Genomic DNA, 16,521 nt, shown 5'->3' with positions numbered 1-16,521 from the left:
TTTGCTAGGAAATCTTATGAATATTGAAATATTACCCGCGCGTTTGGCTAACCAAATTGCCGCCGGTGAAGTGGTTGAACGCCCTGCGTCGGTAGTAAAAGAGCTTGTCGAAAATAGTTTAGATGCTGGCGCTACACGTATTCAGATAGATATAGAGCGCGGCGGTCATAAGCTTATTCGTATTCGCGATAATGGTTCTGGTATTAGTAAAGATGAACTAACACTTGCGCTGTCTCGTCATGCAACCAGTAAATTAAAATCACTCGATGATCTTGAAAATATTTGCTCTCTTGGCTTTAGAGGAGAAGCGCTTGCCTCAATTAGCTCGGTATCGCGCTTAACGCTTAGTTCAAAACCTAAAGTGCAAGAAACGGCTTGGCAAGCCTTTGCAGAAGGTCGCGATATGGCAGTGCAGGTAAAGCCAGTTGCGCATCCCGATGGGACAACTATTGAGGTAAAAGATTTATTTTTTAATACTCCAGCACGCCGCAAATTTTTACGCACTGAAAAAACAGAATTTAGTCATATTGATGAACTTATAAAGCGTATTGCTCTTAGCCGTTTTGATGTATCGATTACACTGACTCATAACGAAAAGGTAGTTAGGCAGTACCGCGCTAAAACAGACCCAACACAAGCAATCTCACGTGTGGCACAAGTTGCCGGCAAGGCATTTGTAGAGCAAGGGTTACATATTCAATCAGGTGAGGGCGGTTTACAACTGCATGGCTGGGTGCTGCCAGTAGGCTCAGCAAATACCACTCAGTACACTTATGTAAATAATCGTATGATGCGCGACAAGCTTATTTTACATGCGATCCGCCAAGCATTCGAAGAGGTAAGTGGTACTCAAGAATTACCTGGATTTGTTATTTATATTGATATTGACCCGCGACAGGTTGATGTAAATGTTCATCCAGCTAAGCATGAAGTACGTTTTCATCAAGGGCGCTTAATACATGACTTTATACTACAGGCCATTAAGCAGGTCGTAGTGCCACTGCAAGGTGAGTTTACCAATGAACCAGCAAGCGCTGAGAATGAGGCTGCACCTGCGTTTATAGAGGCGACGCATAGCTGCTCGAATAATGTGGAGGCCGAAGGGGTATTTGATTACCCTAAATCGCAATTACAACCAGCTCACTCTAGGGGGGTTGATAAGTCGTCACCAGGAGCTAGCCGTGGCGCCCATAGTGGCGCATATCGTGCGACACCAAGCACAAGTCATCATGATGTAAATGCGTTTTATCAAGGTGTTAGTGAGCAACATGCGGCGCATTTTGACAACGTAGCAAACATACCCGTAACACCGCAGCAGTTAGAGTCTGCGCATAATGTTTTAAAGGTTGTTTCAATTATCAGTGTTCATGACGGTGTATGTGTATTCAGTGCTGGGCAGCAATTGTATTGCTCACATTTTAAATATGCGTTAGTGGATGATTGGCATAATCAAATTAAAGAGCTTGGTAACTTGGAAGGAAAAGCCTTGTTGTTACCTGTGCGAGTCAATTTACCAAAAGAGGATTGCTTGGTGATAGAAGCGCAGCAATCATGGTTTACTTTACTTGGTTTTGAGCTCGTAATAGAAAAACAATTTGTAATGGTTAAAAAATTGCCTGCGTGCTTATATTTACTCGATGTAAGTACAGCGGTAGATGAGCTGCTTAATGCATGCAAAGCAGAGCTTGAAAATATAGATAACTGGTTGGAGTGGCAACTGAAATGCGTGCCAACTCGTTTTTATGCAAGCAATGCATTTTTAACGCAGCAGCTGCGCTTACAAAATAATCCGCAAACTATTGAACGTTTACGTCAAAAAGCAGTTAAAATAGAGCTAAATCACTATTTAACGCAATTAGATTAAGGTATTCGTGTTGAGTCATTTACCAGTCATATTTTTAATGGGTCCAACCGCTGCTGGAAAAACGGCGTTGGCAATTTCGCTGTGTGAACATTTAAATACAGAAATAATCAGCGTTGATTCAGCGTTAGTGTATAAGAGTATGGATATCGGCACCGCTAAACCAGATGCCGAAGAACTTGCTCGCGCACCACATCATTTAATTGACTTACTTGATCCGAGCGAAACGTATTCTGTGGCTGATTTTAGGCGTGATGCAATAAAAAAAATTGATGAATTTCACCAACAGGGTAAAGTACCTGTATTGGTTGGAGGTACGATGATGTACTTTAAGGCACTGGTCGACGGTTTATCGCCACTTCCAGAAGCTGATCCACTAATAAGAGCAGAGCTTGAAGCACAGGCTAAGCAATATGGTTGGCCGCACTTGTATCAAGAGCTGGTAAAAATTGATCCACAAGCCGCTCAGAAAATGAGTGAAAATGATTCACAAAGAATTAATCGCGCTTTAGAGGTTTACCGTATAACAGGTAAAACAATGACTGAATTGCAAAAGCAAAAACAGCCTGCTTTACCTTATACTTTTCATCAGTTTGCTATTGCACCGCAAGAGCGCAGTGAGTTACATGCTCGAATTGAAGAAAGGTTTAAAATAATGATAGAACAGGGGTTTGAAAATGAAGTTTCGACCCTATATCTACGTAAGGATTTGCACCCCAATATGCCTTCTATTCGTTGTGTAGGTTATAGACAAATGTGGGATTACCTTGCGGGTGAAATTGACCATGATGAAATGCTTTTTCGCGGTATCGCAGCTACACGTCAATTGGCTAAGCGTCAATTAACTTGGTTGAGAAGCTGGCCTGATGTAACTTGGTTAACAACAGGCGATGAAGAAAACTTGCATCGTGTAGTAAGTTCGCTAAGCTAGTAGTAGTTGAATTATTTAGCTTTGTTAAATAAGTTCAGCCACTTAATTATAATAACACCTAGAACGAAGGAATAATAACATGGCAAAAGGCCAATCGTTACAAGACCCATTTTTGAATGCACTACGTCGTGAGCGCATTCCAGTATCAATCTTTTTGGTTAATGGCATAAAATTACAAGGTAAAATTCAGTCATTTGATCAATTTGTTATTTTACTTGAAAACACTGTAAATCAAATGGTGTATAAACATGCAATTTCAACCGTTGTCCCTGCTCGTGCAGTCAACTTCCAAGGTGTGTTAGGGGATGACAACTCAGAAGAGCCAGAAGCTGGAAATGTTTAAATTAGGAGCGTAATATTTGTTTGACCGCTATGAATCCGGCGAGCAGGCAATTTTAGTCCATATCGACTTACCTAAAGAAGGAGATCGTGAAGATCTTCATGAATTAGAGATGTTGGTATCTTCTGCTGGTGTTAGTAGTTTGGCGGTTGTGCAAGGCAGCCGTCAAGCACCACATCCGAAACTATTCGTCGGTACCGGTAAAGCAGAAGAAATAGCTGAAATTGTAAAAATCCACAATGCAGATGTCGTTATTTTTAATCATCAACTTAGACCGTCACAAGAACGTAATTTAGAGCGTGTTTGTGAGTGCCGTGTCCTTGATAGAACGACACTAATTCTTGATATTTTTGCCCAACGTGCACGTACCCATGAAGGTAAGCTGCAGGTAGAGTTAGCACAACTTCGTCATATGTCGACTCGATTAATTCGAGGCTGGACCCACCTTGAACGCCAAAAAGGCGGGATTGGTTTACGTGGACCTGGGGAAACTCAGCTCGAAACTGATAGACGTTTATTGCGCGCGCGCATTCAAAATATTCGTGCGCGTTTAGCCAAAGTGGCAGTACAACGTGAACAGGGTAGGCGAGCTCGTACACGTAATGAAATACCTACCGTATCGTTAGTGGGATACACTAATGCGGGTAAATCAACGTTATTCAATCGAATTACAAACTCAGACGTGTACGCAGCCGATCAGTTATTTGCAACGCTCGATCCGACCCTACGTAAGCTTGAGTTAGGAGATGTTGGCCCCGTTATTTTAGCTGATACAGTAGGCTTTATTCGTCATTTGCCGCACGATTTAGTCGCTGCTTTTAAAGCAACACTTACTGAAACTCGTGAAGCTGACTTGCAACTACATGTGATTGACGCGGCAGACTCTCGTCTTCAAGAAAATATTGAACAAGTACAATCGGTGCTCAAAGAAATTGAAGCCGATGAAGTACCACAGCTATTAATTTATAATAAAATTGATGCGCTGGATAACGTAAGCCCACGTATTGATCGAGACGACGAAGGCCAACCTATAAGGGTATGGCTTAGCGCTCAAACTGGTGAAGGGTGTGAATTACTGAGCGAGGCTATTAGCGAGCTGCTCGCTAAGAAGATGTTTAACGAAACCTTATTTCTTACGCCATTGTATGGTCGTCTAAGGGCTACATTATTTAGTTTAAACGCAGTACATGAAGAGCGATTTGATGAGCAAGGGAATTGGCTGCTAGATGTTAGAATGCCAATGGTTGAATGGAATCGTTTAATTAAAGAATTTGGTCCTGAAATTGCTGGTTTTATCAGCCGTAATTAAAAATTGGCGTTTTAATGTCGGTTTTAGTATGAGAAACGCGGTAGATTTGTTAGATTTAACACAATTTCCTAATTTATTTAGATAACAATGGAGTATAGCTATGGCCTGGAATGAACCGGGTAATAATGGCAATGATAAAGATCCGTGGAATAATAAAGGCGGACGTGATCAAGGCCCACCTGATTTAGACGAGGTGTTCCGTAAGTTTAGTAACAAGTTCGGCGGCTTATTTGGCGGGAAAAAATCCGGCAATGGTAGCAGTGGTGGACTTGGCGGAGCCGGTATTTCATTCATACTCATTATCGCCGTTATTGTATGGGCGTTAAGTGGTATTTACACGGTTAAAGAAGCCGAGCGTGGTGTGGTTCTTCAGTTTGGTAAATATGACCGAATTGCGGATCCTGGTCTGCGCTGGAAAATGACCTTTATTGAAACAGTAACTCCAGTCGATATTGAAGCAGTTCGTTCATTATCAGCTTCTGGTTTTATGTTAACCGAAGACGAAAACGTGGTAAGCGTTGAGTTTCAGGTTCAATATCGTGTTATTGACCCATATCTTTACCTATTTAGCGTAACCAATGCTGACAGTAGTTTAGAAGAAGCGCTAGACAGTGCGCTGCGTTATGTAGTTGGTCATGCAAAAATGGACCAAGTATTGACTAATGGACGTGAAGTTGTTCGTCAAAGCACTTGGGATGAGCTTAATAAAATTATTGAACCGTATAACTTAGGCTTAATAGTGACTGACGTGAACTTTAAAGATTCTCGTCCGCCGACTGAAGTTAAAGATGCATTTGATGACGCGATTGCGGCACAAGAAGATGAAGAGCGTTTCATCCGTGAAGCAGAAGCCTATGCCCGTGAAATTGAACCACGTGCTCGTGGTCAAGTAACACGTATGACCCAAGAAGCTGAAGGTTACCAAGAGCGTATTACACTCGAAGCACAAGGTGAGGTAGCTCGCTTTGAAAAGCTATTACCTGAATATCAAGCGGCTAAAGAAGTTACCCGTGAGCGCTTATACATTGATGCAATGGAAGAAGTGTTAGGTAGCAGCTCTAAAGTATTGGTTGATGTGAAAGGCGGCAATAATATGATTTATTTACCTCTTGATAAAATCATGGACAAGCAAGGAACGTCAACACGTGTTGCACTACCAAGCTCAAGTGATATTCAAGATTTACGAAATAAAGTAAATACGTCACGCAATAGCTCTGTTAATAGTGGTAATGACCGCTTTAACAATGATCGCTTCAATGATGGGAGATAATCATAATGAAAAACTTTAGTTTAGTAATACTATTAGCTGCCATTGTTTTGTCTTTCTCAGCGGTATTTGTTGTACCTGAAGGACAAAAAGCAATTGTAATGTTGTTCAGCAAAGTACAAAAAGACAACGACGATCAAGCGGTTGTTTATGGCCCAGGCCTGCATTTGAAAGTGCCATTTTTTAGTCAAGTACGTCGCATTGATGCACGTATTCAAACATTAGATGGGGCACCTGACCGCTTTGTTACCAGTGAGAAAAAAGACTTAATTGTTGATTCGTTTGTAAAATGGCGTGTTAACGACTTTAGCGCTTTTTACTTACGTGCACGTGGCGATAAGCAATACGCTGAAACGCTACTTAAACAAAAAGTAAATAATGGTCTTCGTACAAACTTTGGTACACGTACAATTCGTGAAATTGTATCGGGTGAGCGTAGCGAATTGATGGAAGAAGCGTTAGTACAAGCTTCTGAAAGTGCGCGTGAACTTGGTATTGAAGTATTAGACGTACGTGTTAAGCAAATCAACCTACCACAAGAAGTAAGTAGCTCTATTTACCAACGCATGCGCGCTGAGCGTACTGCGGTTGCTAAAGAGCATCGTTCTGAAGGTCAAGAAAAAGCTGAGACCATTCGTGCTGGTGTTGACCGTCGCGTAACAGTAATGCTTGCTGATGCAGAGCGTAATGCACGTTCTGTTCGAGGCCAAGGTGATGCTGATGCCGCAGGTATTTACGCTAATGCGTATAATAAAGACCCTGAGTTCTTCAGTTTTGTACGTTCGCTTGAAGCTTACAAAAAGACGTTTAAAAATAAGCAAGACGTTATGGTGCTTTCACCAGATAGCGACTTCTTCCAGTATATGAAAGGCGCAAAAGCTCAATAAGTTTTACGCTAATTATTAAAAAATTAAAAAGCCCTACATTTGTGGGGCTTTTTGTTGAATGTAATTTGATGCTTTAAATCACTGTTATTCATGTGGTTATATGATGATATTTGGATATAACAATTGTACGCAGAAAAAATAAGCTGAACAGGGGTGATCTTTACTTTAGTTTTCTGGTAAAATCTCGTCCTAATTTTCTCTAAGTGAATTTACGATGGGTAAAAACGTTGTTGTATTAGGCACCCAATGGGGTGACGAAGGAAAGGGTAAGGTAGTTGATCTCCTTACAGACAAAGCATCTTTAGTAGTTCGTTATCAAGGTGGCCACAATGCGGGTCATACTTTAGTTATCGAAGGTGAAAAGACGGTTCTACACCTTATTCCATCGGGTGTATTACGTGACAATGTTAAATGTGTGATTGGTAATGGTGTAGTTTTATCGCCAGAAGCGCTAATGAGAGAAATTGGCATGCTTGAAGAACGTGGCGTACCAGTACGCGAGCGTCTTCTTATAAGCGAAGCATGTCCGCTAATCTTGCCTTTCCATGTTGCATTAGATGTAGCCCGTGAAACTGCACGCGGTGATAAACCAATTGGTACAACTGGTCGTGGTATCGGTCCTGCGTACGAAGATAAAGTTGCGCGCCGTGGTTTACGTGTAGGCGATTTATTTAATCCTGAATTATTTGCAGCTAAATTAAAAGAAGTTCTTGAATACCATAACTTCACTTTAGTTAACTACTACAAAGTAGACGCTGTAGATTTCCAAAAAACGTTTGATGATGCAATGGCTGTTGCTGATATCTTAAAAGCAATGGTTGTCGATGTAACTGAGCTTTTAGATCAAACGCGTTTAGCAGGCGAAAATATTTTATTTGAAGGTGCACAAGGTACATTACTTGATATCGATCATGGTACTTACCCTTATGTAACATCTTCAAACACTACCGCTGGTGGCGTTGCTACTGGTGCTGGTTTTGGCCCTTTAAACCTTGATTACGTTTTAGGTATTATTAAAGCGTACACGACACGTGTTGGTTCAGGCCCTTTCCCTACAGAGCTTTACGATGGTCTTGATAAACAAGATCCAGTAGGTAAGCACTTAGGCGATAAAGGTCATGAATTTGGCGCAACAACAGGTCGACTTCGTCGTACTGGTTGGTTAGATGCAGTCGCTATGCGTCGTGCGGTTCAAATCAACAGTATCTCAGGTTTTTGTTTAACTAAGCTTGATGTTTTAGATGGTTTAGAAACACTTAAAATCTGTACTGGTTACAAGCTTGAAGATGGCACAGTTACTAACGTAACGCCATTAGCAGCTGAAGGTTACGATAAAGTAACGCCAGTATACGAAGAAATGCCAGGTTGGTCAGAGAACACAGTTGGTGTAACTACACTTGAAGGCTTACCTAAAGCTGCGATTGACTACATCAAGCGTATTGAAGAAATTACTGGTGTTCCAATTGATATTATTTCTACAGGTCCAGATCGCGTAGAAACTATGGTACTTCGCAACCCGTTTGTGTAATTACTATTAGCCAAAAGAAGCTGCCTAGTGCAGCTTTTTTTATGCCTAAAATTCACCTTGGAACGATCTTTGTATATTATTTAATAAGTTTATTTTTATAAGTGGTGAACATGCGTTTATTTTCTCATAATTGCGTATTAACGTTTTTGTTAATCTCGCTGTCTTTATTGATAATACCCAATGGCTTAGCAGAAGAAACGTCCGCCGCAGTGCCTTTATACACAGAGCCAGAGCTAATTGCGTTGATCAATAAAAATACACATTTAGCTCGCGTTAAGGCAGATGATTGCCAGCTAGTGCAAGATATAGAGGCACGAGCCAATAAAATGGCATTGCCGTCTTATCAGTTTTTGTATGGCGATATGCTGGCTTATAACGTATGTGTTGACCGAAACGTAGAGTTAGGTGTCTATTACATGCGAAAAGCTGCTGAGCAAGGCTTAGCGGCAGCGCTAGAGCAGTTAGGGCGTTACTACGACACTGGGCGTTTAGTTCAGCAAGATAAAGCAATGGCAATTACGTATTTGCGTGAAGCATCGTCGCAAGGCAATCTAAAAGCACAACTACGTTTAGTTAAATTATTTAATGATGGCTATGGCAGCCCGCGTGATTTTGAAGATGCATACCGCTGGCTATTTAATTCTATGGTGGCGGATAAAGCGACTCATAAAAAAATTGAGCTAGCATTGACTAAGTTAGCGCAAAAAATGCCAGATAGTGTGGTTGCGAGAGCTCGTCTTCCTATTTAATGGCCCTTAAAAAACAAAACCCTAACTTCTTAAGTTAGGGTTTTTGAGTTTTTACAGGTAGTAGAAGTGTTTAACTTTCTTCTTTAACCTTTATTTGCGGGTCTTTTAAAACCGACATTTTAGGCGGCTGTAATGCAACAACACGCTCGCCTTCTTGCGGCGGTTTTTCCATGTTAATAGTAAAAGGTCTTAGCTTAATAGGTGTATCTTCGTCGCTATCTTTATCACCTTTAAGAATAAATAAAGGGATAGCTTCTGGGTTCATTTCTAAATATTGCTCCCAGCTAAACTCATCAGAGATACGCGTTGCGCTCACTTTACCACCTTTGGCAATAATACTACTCAAACGTGCATATGAACCTTCATCCCCAAACAGTATTTGTCTAGATAAAAATGTTGCGCTATCTTTATTTGCTTTTGCGTGCGACGTTGATGAGCGTAGCGAAAATACATTTTTTTCATTAAGTAAGTGAGAAAAGTATTGAACACCTAACGCGTTATGATGGCGATTAGGGGATAACGCTAATACGCTTCGAATCGTTGTTAGTGGCAAATAGCGCTCAGCATGTTCTGATTGTGGATTACCGTAATAACAAGCTAGGCCATCCATACGAGCCATTCTGCAGTTCTCCCATGCTGGATCTGAAAGGTGAACCGGAATATTTTGCTCTTGTAGACCACGGCCGATTGCACGTGAGACATGGTTGGCACCAATAATTAATATAGTATTTGGTGACGGTTGACGTACACCCAATAACTTAGCAACAGGAATAGCGGTTAAGCTCTGTAGTACAACGGTAATAATGATCACTGTAAATATGAGTGGCACCATTTTTTCAGCATCAGCAACGCCAGCCTCCATCATACTTAGTGCGAATACAGACCCCACAGCAGCGGCAACAATACCTCTAGGGGCTATCCAAGCAAGCACTAAGCGAGACTTCATTGGCAGCTCAGTGCCATAGGTAGAAATAGCAATACACAATGGGCGAGCAACAAAAAGCACTATCGCTAAAAATATAAATACATCGCTGTCGAGCATCATTAAATCAGAAAGCTGCAACCGAGCTGCAAGTAGAATAAATAATGTTGAAATTAAAATCATCGATAAGTCTTCTTTAAACTCAAGGACGGAATCAATTTCTAAATCATCTTGATTGGCAAGCCAAATGCCAAATACAGTCACTGCTAATAGGCCAGATTCATGACTTAAATAGTTTGATATCGAAAAGCTAACAAGCACTAGTGCTAAAATACCAAATTTATGTAGCTCAAATGGGAGCCATTCGCGTCGCATTAACAGTGTTGTTAGCCAGCCAGCAGCAACACCAATACTTAAACCAACACCCAGTGTTTTAATTAGAGCGATAATAGTATGACTAAGTACTTCTCCCTGGCCTACGAGCATGACGGCTTCAAATACTAATACCGCAAATAATGCACCAATTGGGTCAATTACAATACCCTCCCAGCGAAGTATTCGGTCTATATCCTGTGTTGGTCGCATTGAATTTAGCAGTGGTGCTATAACGGTAGGACCTGTTACAACGAGTACAGCACCTAGCACTGCTGCTACGCGCCAATTAAGCTCAAGCAGCCAATAAGCACTTAGGCTTATAATAATACAAGTAACTAGCATGCCAATTGAGCAAAGGTTTCTTACCACTTTGCCAATACCTTTTAGCTCCCTAAAATGCAGGGTGAGTGATCCCTCAAATAAAATTATTGCAACGCTTAGTGATACAACCGGAAAGAGTAAATCACCTAAAAGTGCATCAGGATCTAAAACACCACTAAATGGTCCAAGTAAAAGACCAGTAAGCAATAAAAAGAGGATAGCGGGTACTCTAAAAGCCCACGCGACCCATTGGGCAAGCACAGAGCAGAGTGCGATACCGGCTATGTAAATTGCTGACATAGATTAAGAATTCCTTATTTGAGACGATATATTTTAAAAGTATAACTTTTGTTAATTATTAATACAGGGGTATACACGGGAAATTAAAATATTACTAATCAATTTTAGCTGCTTATAAAAAATTAGTCGGTTTTAATTACAGTGATTAAGGGTGAATACCTTATAAACCCCTAGCAGGCCTATCTATCTAATTGATTTATATATTAAATAACTGTTTAGATAGCAATGCATAATAGACTTGTTTGAATTTTAGCCTTGATCTCAGTGCGTAATATAGCGTATTATACTTCGAGTTCGAATTATTAGTTATCTAATTAAGATTGCAGGATTAAATAATTGGGTGTTAATCTTATGCTCATATTCGTTATGTATAATCCTGTTTTAAATGCTTAATTAGTAATTGAGCGTTAAAATATCATTTACCGAACTATTTGGTATGGTTTTGCTAAACAAATTTGTTTATTCAATTAAACAAAAAAAGGTTTGAGTTGAACTATTACCTTGCAATATTTAATCCCCATCGTGGCGATTAAATCTCGGTCCTTAAGTCTTCACCCTATCTGTTGGTGTATCAGACTCTAGAGGCTCTATGTATGTTGTTAATAAAAAAGCCACACACAGCTTTTTACAGCGATGCATAAACAACACTTTTTAAACTTTCTTACTAGTACAACTCATAAACTGAGCTGTATCTATTTTATTTCTGAGCTTAAATTTAAAACAATGTTTTAGATTTTGCCTACTTGTGTGTGTTTAAAAGCGTTGTGAATGATAAATAAATCCGAAGCTATGTTTTGTACCTAGCTACTTAGTTTTAGCTCACCAATAGTGGGCACATATAAAATGGAAAGTTGAGCATTTATGCAAAAGTTAAATTGGCGACGCATTGTACTTAAAGTAGGCAGCGCTTTAATCGCACCAGATCAAGATGGTTGCCGTTCACGTTATATATTAACCATCGCACAGTTTATCGTTCGTTGTCGTGCCCGTGGTATTGAAGTGATCTTGGTTTCTTCTGGCTCGGTAGCTGCTGGCTCACACTTATTCCCATCGGATAAGCCTCGCTCGGTTGTCATGAAAAAAGCAATGGCGGCGGCAGGTCAAACAGAAATGATAGCTATGTGGGATCGCTTTTTCGATTTTCCATCAGCGCAATTGTTATTAACGCATGGTGATTTACGAGACCATGAACGCTACCAAAGTATTCGAGAAACAGTATTTACTTTACTTGAGCACGGTATATTACCAATCATTAATGAAAACGACGCTGTAACGACAGACGATCTTAAAGTGGGTGACAATGATAATTTATCTGCAATGGTTGCTGCCGCTGCCGATGCCGATGCGCTACTAATCTTTTCGGACGTTGATGGGTTATACGATAAAAACCCTAACTTACACCAAGACGCCACTTTATTACCTGAAATAAAATCAATTGATGAATCTATTTATGCTATGGCAGGATGTGCTACAAGTGCTGTAGGCACAGGTGGTATGAAAACTAAAATAGAAGCGGCTGAAAAAGCAACATCACACGGCATAGCAACCTACATTATTAATGGGTTTAAAGAAGAAACGTTTACTCGGCTACTCGCGGGCGAAAACCCTGGCACTATCTTTCTGCCTTACGAAAAACCAATGCAAGATTCGGTACATTGGATGACGCACACAGCAAACGAGCAAGGTGAAGTTGTTGTCGACGGGTCGTTCGATGAATCGCTTGAAGGTGAAACCGGATGTATTCGCGGTGATGAGATAGTTGAAGTGCATGGTGAATTTGCTATCGGTGACACTATTTTAGTCCGTAGTGAGGACGGCACGCGCTTAGCAAAGGCGACCGCGAACTATAGTAGCTGCTTATTAAACTTTATTGCAGACAACGAACAGAGTGAATTCAGCGATAAAATGCAGGATTCAATTGGACCAGTTATATCTGAAAAACATATCGCACTATTGGAGAAATCATGAGTTTAATTACGGACATTTCACGTCAAGCAGCTAAAGCTGCACATACACTTGCTTTACTCGATACCGAGACTAAAAACAAAGTATTAGTTGAAATGGCAGCGGCACTAAGAGAGCAAAAAGACTTTATAATTAAAGAAAACGAAAGCGATTTAAGCGCAGCACGCGACAATAACTTAGCAGCTTCAATGATTGACCGTTTAACGCTAAACGATGAGCGTATAGAAGCAATGGCAGAAGGTATTGAAGTTATTGTTAGCCTTGATGATCCTGTTGGGCAGTTACGCGACATTACTGAGCGTCCAAATGGTATCAAAATTCGTAAAATGCGTGTACCTCTTGGTGTTGTATGTATGATTTATGAAGCCCGCCCAAATGTAACGGCCGATGCGGGTGCACTTTGTTTTAAATCAGGTAACGGCGTAATTTTACGTGGCGGTAAAGAAGCACTTAAAAGTTCGCAAGCTATCGCAAGTGTGATGCACAGCGTACTTGAAAAGCATAACTTACCAGTATCACTTATTTCAGTGATTCCAGATCCAGATCGCGCACTATTAATGGAATTAATGCAGCAACGTGAAAGCATTGATTTAATCATTCCACGTGGCGGCGAAGGCTTAATCAACTTTGTTACTGAAAATAGTACGATTCCTGTAATTCAGCACTACAAAGGTGTTTGTCATCTTTACGTAGATAAAGATGCAGACCTAGAAGTTGCGCTTAACTTACTACTTAATGGCAAAACGCAGCGTACTGGTGTTTGTAATGCACTAGAGGGCTTGGTTGTTCACCAAGATGTTGCCGATGAGTTTTTAAATCTGTGCGCAGTAGTATTGCGACAAGAAGGCGTGAAAGTAAATGCTGACAGCTTTGCGGCCAAATATTTTGATAATGCAACCGTGCTAGCGGACGATGAATTTGGTGAAGAGTATTTAGATTTAGAGATTGCCATCCGCGTGGTGCCTAATTTTACAGCCGCAGTTGAGCATATTGCACAATTTGGCTCAAACCATACAGAGGTTATTTGTACTAAAAATCAAACAGCGGCAGAGTTATTTCAACGCAGTGTAGATGCTTCTGTTGTTATGGTTAATGCTTCTTCACGCTTCTCTGATGGTTCACAGTTAGGTTTAGGTGCAGAGATTGGTATAGCAACATCTAAGCTTCACGCATATGGTCCTATGGGTCTTGAATCACTTACTACTGAAAAGTACTTAGTGAATGGTGAAGGCCAAGTCCGCGAATAAGCTAACTAGCCTGAATCCTGGATAATAAATCTATCTTAAGCAGCTATTTTCAGCGCTAACTACGTTGAATTTACTGAAAACCTCCGGCTAGAGAAAATAAATTTAAATATCACCATGATTTAATACGTTAGTAAATCTCTTAAGTAGAGTTCAGGTTAACTATATAAAACAATAAAGCCGAGCATAGCTCGGCTTTATTGTTTTAGCTTCGAAATGACTCGCAACACCGTTAGTTATTTATTTTTTTAAGCCATTCGCTTGCAGGTTCTGGCTTATGTAAATGATAACCCTGCAGGATAACTTGAGGATACTCTTGTAATAAATCAAAGTGAGATTGATTTTCCACCCCTTCAGCCACAACATCTAGTTGAAATAACTTTCCTAAACTGACTATCATATCAATAATTAATTTATCGTTATTATCCTTCGGTGCATCAAAAACGAATGATCTATCTATTTTTAATTCTTGGATCGGTAACTGTTTTAGATAAGTAAGACTAGAATAACCAGTGCCAAAATCATCTATTGATACACGCACACCTAGGTTTTTTAATAATTGCACCGCTTCGATTGCTGATTCAATATTATTTAACAGCGTGCCTTCAATGATTTCTATTGTTAATTGGTTCGGCTGTATCTTGTAGCTATCTAGTTGCGTTTTTAATAGCGATAAAAAACGCGGTTCATGGAAATGTCGACCACTAATATTTACAGATACACTTAGTGCTGCATGGCGTTTATCTAACTTTTTAATCAACGATAAAGCATTTTTAAGTACCCAACAATCTAGGTCATAAATGATGTCTGACTCTTCAGCAATAGGAATAAACTCCGCTGGGCTAATAAACCCTTTCTGAGGATGGATCCAACGCAATAATACCTCACCGCCTTTTAGTATTTGCTGACTATTAAATTGTGATTGTACATAAAGGGTAAACTCATTTTGTGAAATAGCTTTGCGTAAATCTTGTTCAATTTCAAATCGGCGTTTAGCTTGCTCACCAAACGAATTATCAAAAAAAGTAACGCGGTTTCCGCCTTTCTCTTTCGCTTTATAACAGGCGGCTTCGCAGTTTCTTATGGTTTCAATTGCACTTTCCCATTTGTCTTCACGAGGAAAAATATACGTGCCGATGCTTATGGTAATACTGATTTTTTGGCCGTCAATTATAAAAGGCTCATTAATCGCACTTAATAATTTTTGGGCCTTATGCTCAGCTATTTCTTGAGTTCTTAGGCGACCAACACCTTTCTCAACACTGCTCAGCGCTGAAAACCCATCACTACCTAAACGTGCTATAACATCTTTTTTACCAAGCTTATTGTGAATGCGCTTTGCAAGTTCTTTTAAAACTTTATCGCCTGCTAACAAGCCTAGTCCATCGTTGATGGAGCGAAAGCTGTCAATATCTATAATATAAATATAAGCATAGTTATTATTTAAAGAGCAATTTTGTAGTTGTTGCTCTAACTGCTTTAAAAAGCCATTTCTATTTGGTAACGCTGTTAGCTCATCATGCCATGTAAGATAGTCAATGCGTTCCTGTGTTATTTTTAAACTTGAAATATCGCTAAAAACAGCAATGAAATGAACTTTAGTGTCTTGTTCGCTCTTTACCATACTAAGCGTTAATAGCTCAGGGTATAGTTCACCATTTTTTCGTCTCGTAACAAGCTCCCCACTCCAATAACCGGCCTTATTAGCATGCTGCCATACATCACTAAAGCTAACGCCTAGTTGATTATTTTGCTTTAGTTCATGCAATTGCGTGTTGAGAGCTTCTGTTTCAGTAAACCCTGTAATGCGGCAAAAAGAAGGATTAACAGCGATAATACTGCCTAGTGAATCAGTTATAACAACGCCATCTGCAGTGCCTGTAAGAGCTTGGTAAAATAACTTTTGCTTTGAAGATAGCAGCTTTAATTCTTCTTCTCGCTTGCTTAACTCAAGAGCAAGTGCTTCTATCTCAAGTAGTTTATCGTGTAAGTCAAAGTTTTTTTCGATGAGTCTATCAAGCATCCCTTGTGATGTGATATGGGTGCGAACCCTTGCCCTGACTAACGCAAGCTTGTAAGGCTTATGGATATAATCAATAGCGCCTAGCTCAAAACCATACTCTTCAGAGTCCTCGGTTGTAAGTGCTGAAACAAAAATAACAGGGATACCTTTAGTACTTTGTCTCGATTTTAGTGTTTTACATACTTCGTATCCATCCATGCCTGGCATCATAATATCAAGTAGGATCAAATCGGGGCGAGTAGATTCTACAAAAGCTAAAGCTTGTTCACCGCTGGTAGATACTCTGATGTCGTAATCGGTAAGTAACCCCTCTACCAAAACATGAAGGTTATTGGGTTCATCATCAACAATAAGTACTAAAGGTTTGTGCTTACTGCTATCAGACTCAGTTGTTTTTTTTGCCAAGTACATCGAATGCACACTCAATCCTTTTGATGATAATTACTATATAATTTAGCTTAGTTCTTTGTTATTGGCTAGGGCGTGTTGACCTTTCGTG

Annotated in this window: 12 protein-coding genes; 10 read left to right on the top strand and 2 right to left on the bottom strand. The window is 40.1% G+C overall.

Going from position 1 to position 16,521, the window contains the following annotated elements; genetic code table 11:
- Positions 1 to 16: 16 nt before the first annotated feature.
- The 8 genes from mutL to ACJJVZ_RS18540 all read left to right on the top strand — a co-directional run bounded on the left by mutL (position 17) and on the right by ACJJVZ_RS18540 (position 8,872).
- Positions 17 to 1,864, top strand: a complete 1,848-nt coding sequence (gene mutL / locus ACJJVZ_RS18575) for a DNA mismatch repair endonuclease MutL (RefSeq protein ID WP_405602615.1) — start codon at positions 17 to 19, stop codon at positions 1,862 to 1,864.
- Between the two features lie 10 nt (positions 1,865 to 1,874).
- Positions 1,875 to 2,792: a tRNA (adenosine(37)-N6)-dimethylallyltransferase MiaA gene (gene miaA / locus ACJJVZ_RS18570; RefSeq protein ID WP_193154972.1), complete on the top strand. Its 918-nt coding sequence runs from the start codon at positions 1,875 to 1,877 to the stop codon at positions 2,790 to 2,792.
- A gap of 79 nt (positions 2,793 to 2,871) precedes the next feature.
- Positions 2,872 to 3,135: an RNA chaperone Hfq gene (gene hfq / locus ACJJVZ_RS18565; protein ID WP_077536783.1), complete on the top strand. Its 264-nt coding sequence runs from the start codon at positions 2,872 to 2,874 to the stop codon at positions 3,133 to 3,135.
- Between the two features lie 16 nt (positions 3,136 to 3,151).
- A complete protein-coding gene (hflX, locus tag ACJJVZ_RS18560) occupies positions 3,152 to 4,441 on the top strand; it encodes a ribosome rescue GTPase HflX (protein WP_405602610.1) in 1,290 nt (429 codons plus the stop codon).
- Positions 4,442 to 4,541: 100 nt separating this feature from the next.
- Positions 4,542 to 5,711 carry an FtsH protease activity modulator HflK gene (gene hflK, locus ACJJVZ_RS18555; RefSeq protein ID WP_182702965.1) on the top strand — a complete coding sequence of 390 codons (1,170 nt, stop codon included), beginning with the start codon at positions 4,542 to 4,544 and terminating at the stop codon, positions 5,709 to 5,711.
- 5 nt (positions 5,712 to 5,716) lie between these two features.
- The gene (gene hflC / locus ACJJVZ_RS18550) at positions 5,717 to 6,595 is read left to right on the top strand and encodes a protease modulator HflC (RefSeq protein ID WP_405602607.1); all 879 of its coding nucleotides are present in this window, start codon (positions 5,717 to 5,719) and stop codon (positions 6,593 to 6,595) included.
- A gap of 214 nt (positions 6,596 to 6,809) precedes the next feature.
- The gene (locus tag ACJJVZ_RS18545) at positions 6,810 to 8,123 is read left to right on the top strand and encodes an adenylosuccinate synthase (protein WP_077536787.1); all 1,314 of its coding nucleotides are present in this window, start codon (positions 6,810 to 6,812) and stop codon (positions 8,121 to 8,123) included.
- A gap of 110 nt (positions 8,124 to 8,233) precedes the next feature.
- Entirely contained in the window at positions 8,234 to 8,872 is a 639-nt protein-coding gene (locus ACJJVZ_RS18540; RefSeq protein WP_405602604.1) for a tetratricopeptide repeat protein, read from the top strand.
- Positions 8,873 to 8,942: 70 nt separating this feature from the next.
- Here the strand turns inward: ACJJVZ_RS18540 and ACJJVZ_RS18535 are convergent, their stop codons facing one another.
- The gene (locus tag ACJJVZ_RS18535) at positions 8,943 to 10,790 is read right to left on the bottom strand and encodes a cation:proton antiporter (RefSeq protein ID WP_405602601.1); all 1,848 of its coding nucleotides are present in this window, start codon (positions 10,788 to 10,790) and stop codon (positions 8,943 to 8,945) included.
- 861 nt (positions 10,791 to 11,651) lie between these two features.
- Between ACJJVZ_RS18535 and proB the strand changes: the two genes are divergently transcribed.
- Positions 11,652 to 12,758, top strand: coding sequence for a glutamate 5-kinase (gene proB / locus ACJJVZ_RS18530; protein WP_405602598.1), 1,107 nt, complete (start codon positions 11,652 to 11,654; stop codon positions 12,756 to 12,758).
- Positions 12,755 to 14,002: a glutamate-5-semialdehyde dehydrogenase gene (locus tag ACJJVZ_RS18525; protein WP_405602595.1), complete on the top strand. Its 1,248-nt coding sequence runs from the start codon at positions 12,755 to 12,757 to the stop codon at positions 14,000 to 14,002. The genes proB and ACJJVZ_RS18525 overlap by 4 nt, the downstream gene beginning before the upstream one ends.
- Positions 14,003 to 14,231: 229 nt before the next feature.
- Here ACJJVZ_RS18525 and ACJJVZ_RS18520 read toward each other — a convergent pair whose 3' ends face one another.
- The gene (locus ACJJVZ_RS18520; protein ID WP_405602706.1) at positions 14,232 to 16,433 is read right to left on the bottom strand and encodes an EAL domain-containing protein; all 2,202 of its coding nucleotides are present in this window, start codon (positions 16,431 to 16,433) and stop codon (positions 14,232 to 14,234) included.
- Between the last annotated feature and the right edge of the window lie 88 nt (positions 16,434 to 16,521).

The sequence above is a fragment of the Pseudoalteromonas sp. Ld19 genome (assembly GCF_045064135.1).
Classification (GTDB): domain Bacteria; phylum Pseudomonadota; class Gammaproteobacteria; order Enterobacterales; family Alteromonadaceae; genus Pseudoalteromonas; species Pseudoalteromonas aliena.
Note: the sequence above shows the minus strand (reverse complement) of the source record. Positions and strands in the feature narration are given on the sequence as shown.

Coding starts and splice junctions, on each gene's coding strand:
- ACJJVZ_RS18545 (WP_077536787.1), top strand. CDS start 6,810: ATGGGTAAAAACGTTGTTGTATTAGGCACCCAATGGGGTGACGAAGGA.
- hflK (WP_182702965.1), top strand. CDS start 4,542: ATGGCCTGGAATGAACCGGGTAATAATGGCAATGATAAAGATCCGTGG.
- proB (WP_405602598.1), top strand. CDS start 11,652: ATGCAAAAGTTAAATTGGCGACGCATTGTACTTAAAGTAGGCAGCGCT.
- ACJJVZ_RS18535 (WP_405602601.1), bottom strand. CDS start 10,790: ATGTCAGCAATTTACATAGCCGGTATCGCACTCTGCTCTGTGCTTGCC.
- ACJJVZ_RS18525 (WP_405602595.1), top strand. CDS start 12,755: ATGAGTTTAATTACGGACATTTCACGTCAAGCAGCTAAAGCTGCACAT.
- hfq (WP_077536783.1), top strand. CDS start 2,872: ATGGCAAAAGGCCAATCGTTACAAGACCCATTTTTGAATGCACTACGT.
- ACJJVZ_RS18520 (WP_405602706.1), bottom strand. CDS start 16,433: ATGTACTTGGCAAAAAAAACAACTGAGTCTGATAGCAGTAAGCACAAA.
- hflC (WP_405602607.1), top strand. CDS start 5,717: ATGAAAAACTTTAGTTTAGTAATACTATTAGCTGCCATTGTTTTGTCT.
- mutL (WP_405602615.1), top strand. CDS start 17: ATGAATATTGAAATATTACCCGCGCGTTTGGCTAACCAAATTGCCGCC.
- ACJJVZ_RS18540 (WP_405602604.1), top strand. CDS start 8,234: ATGCGTTTATTTTCTCATAATTGCGTATTAACGTTTTTGTTAATCTCG.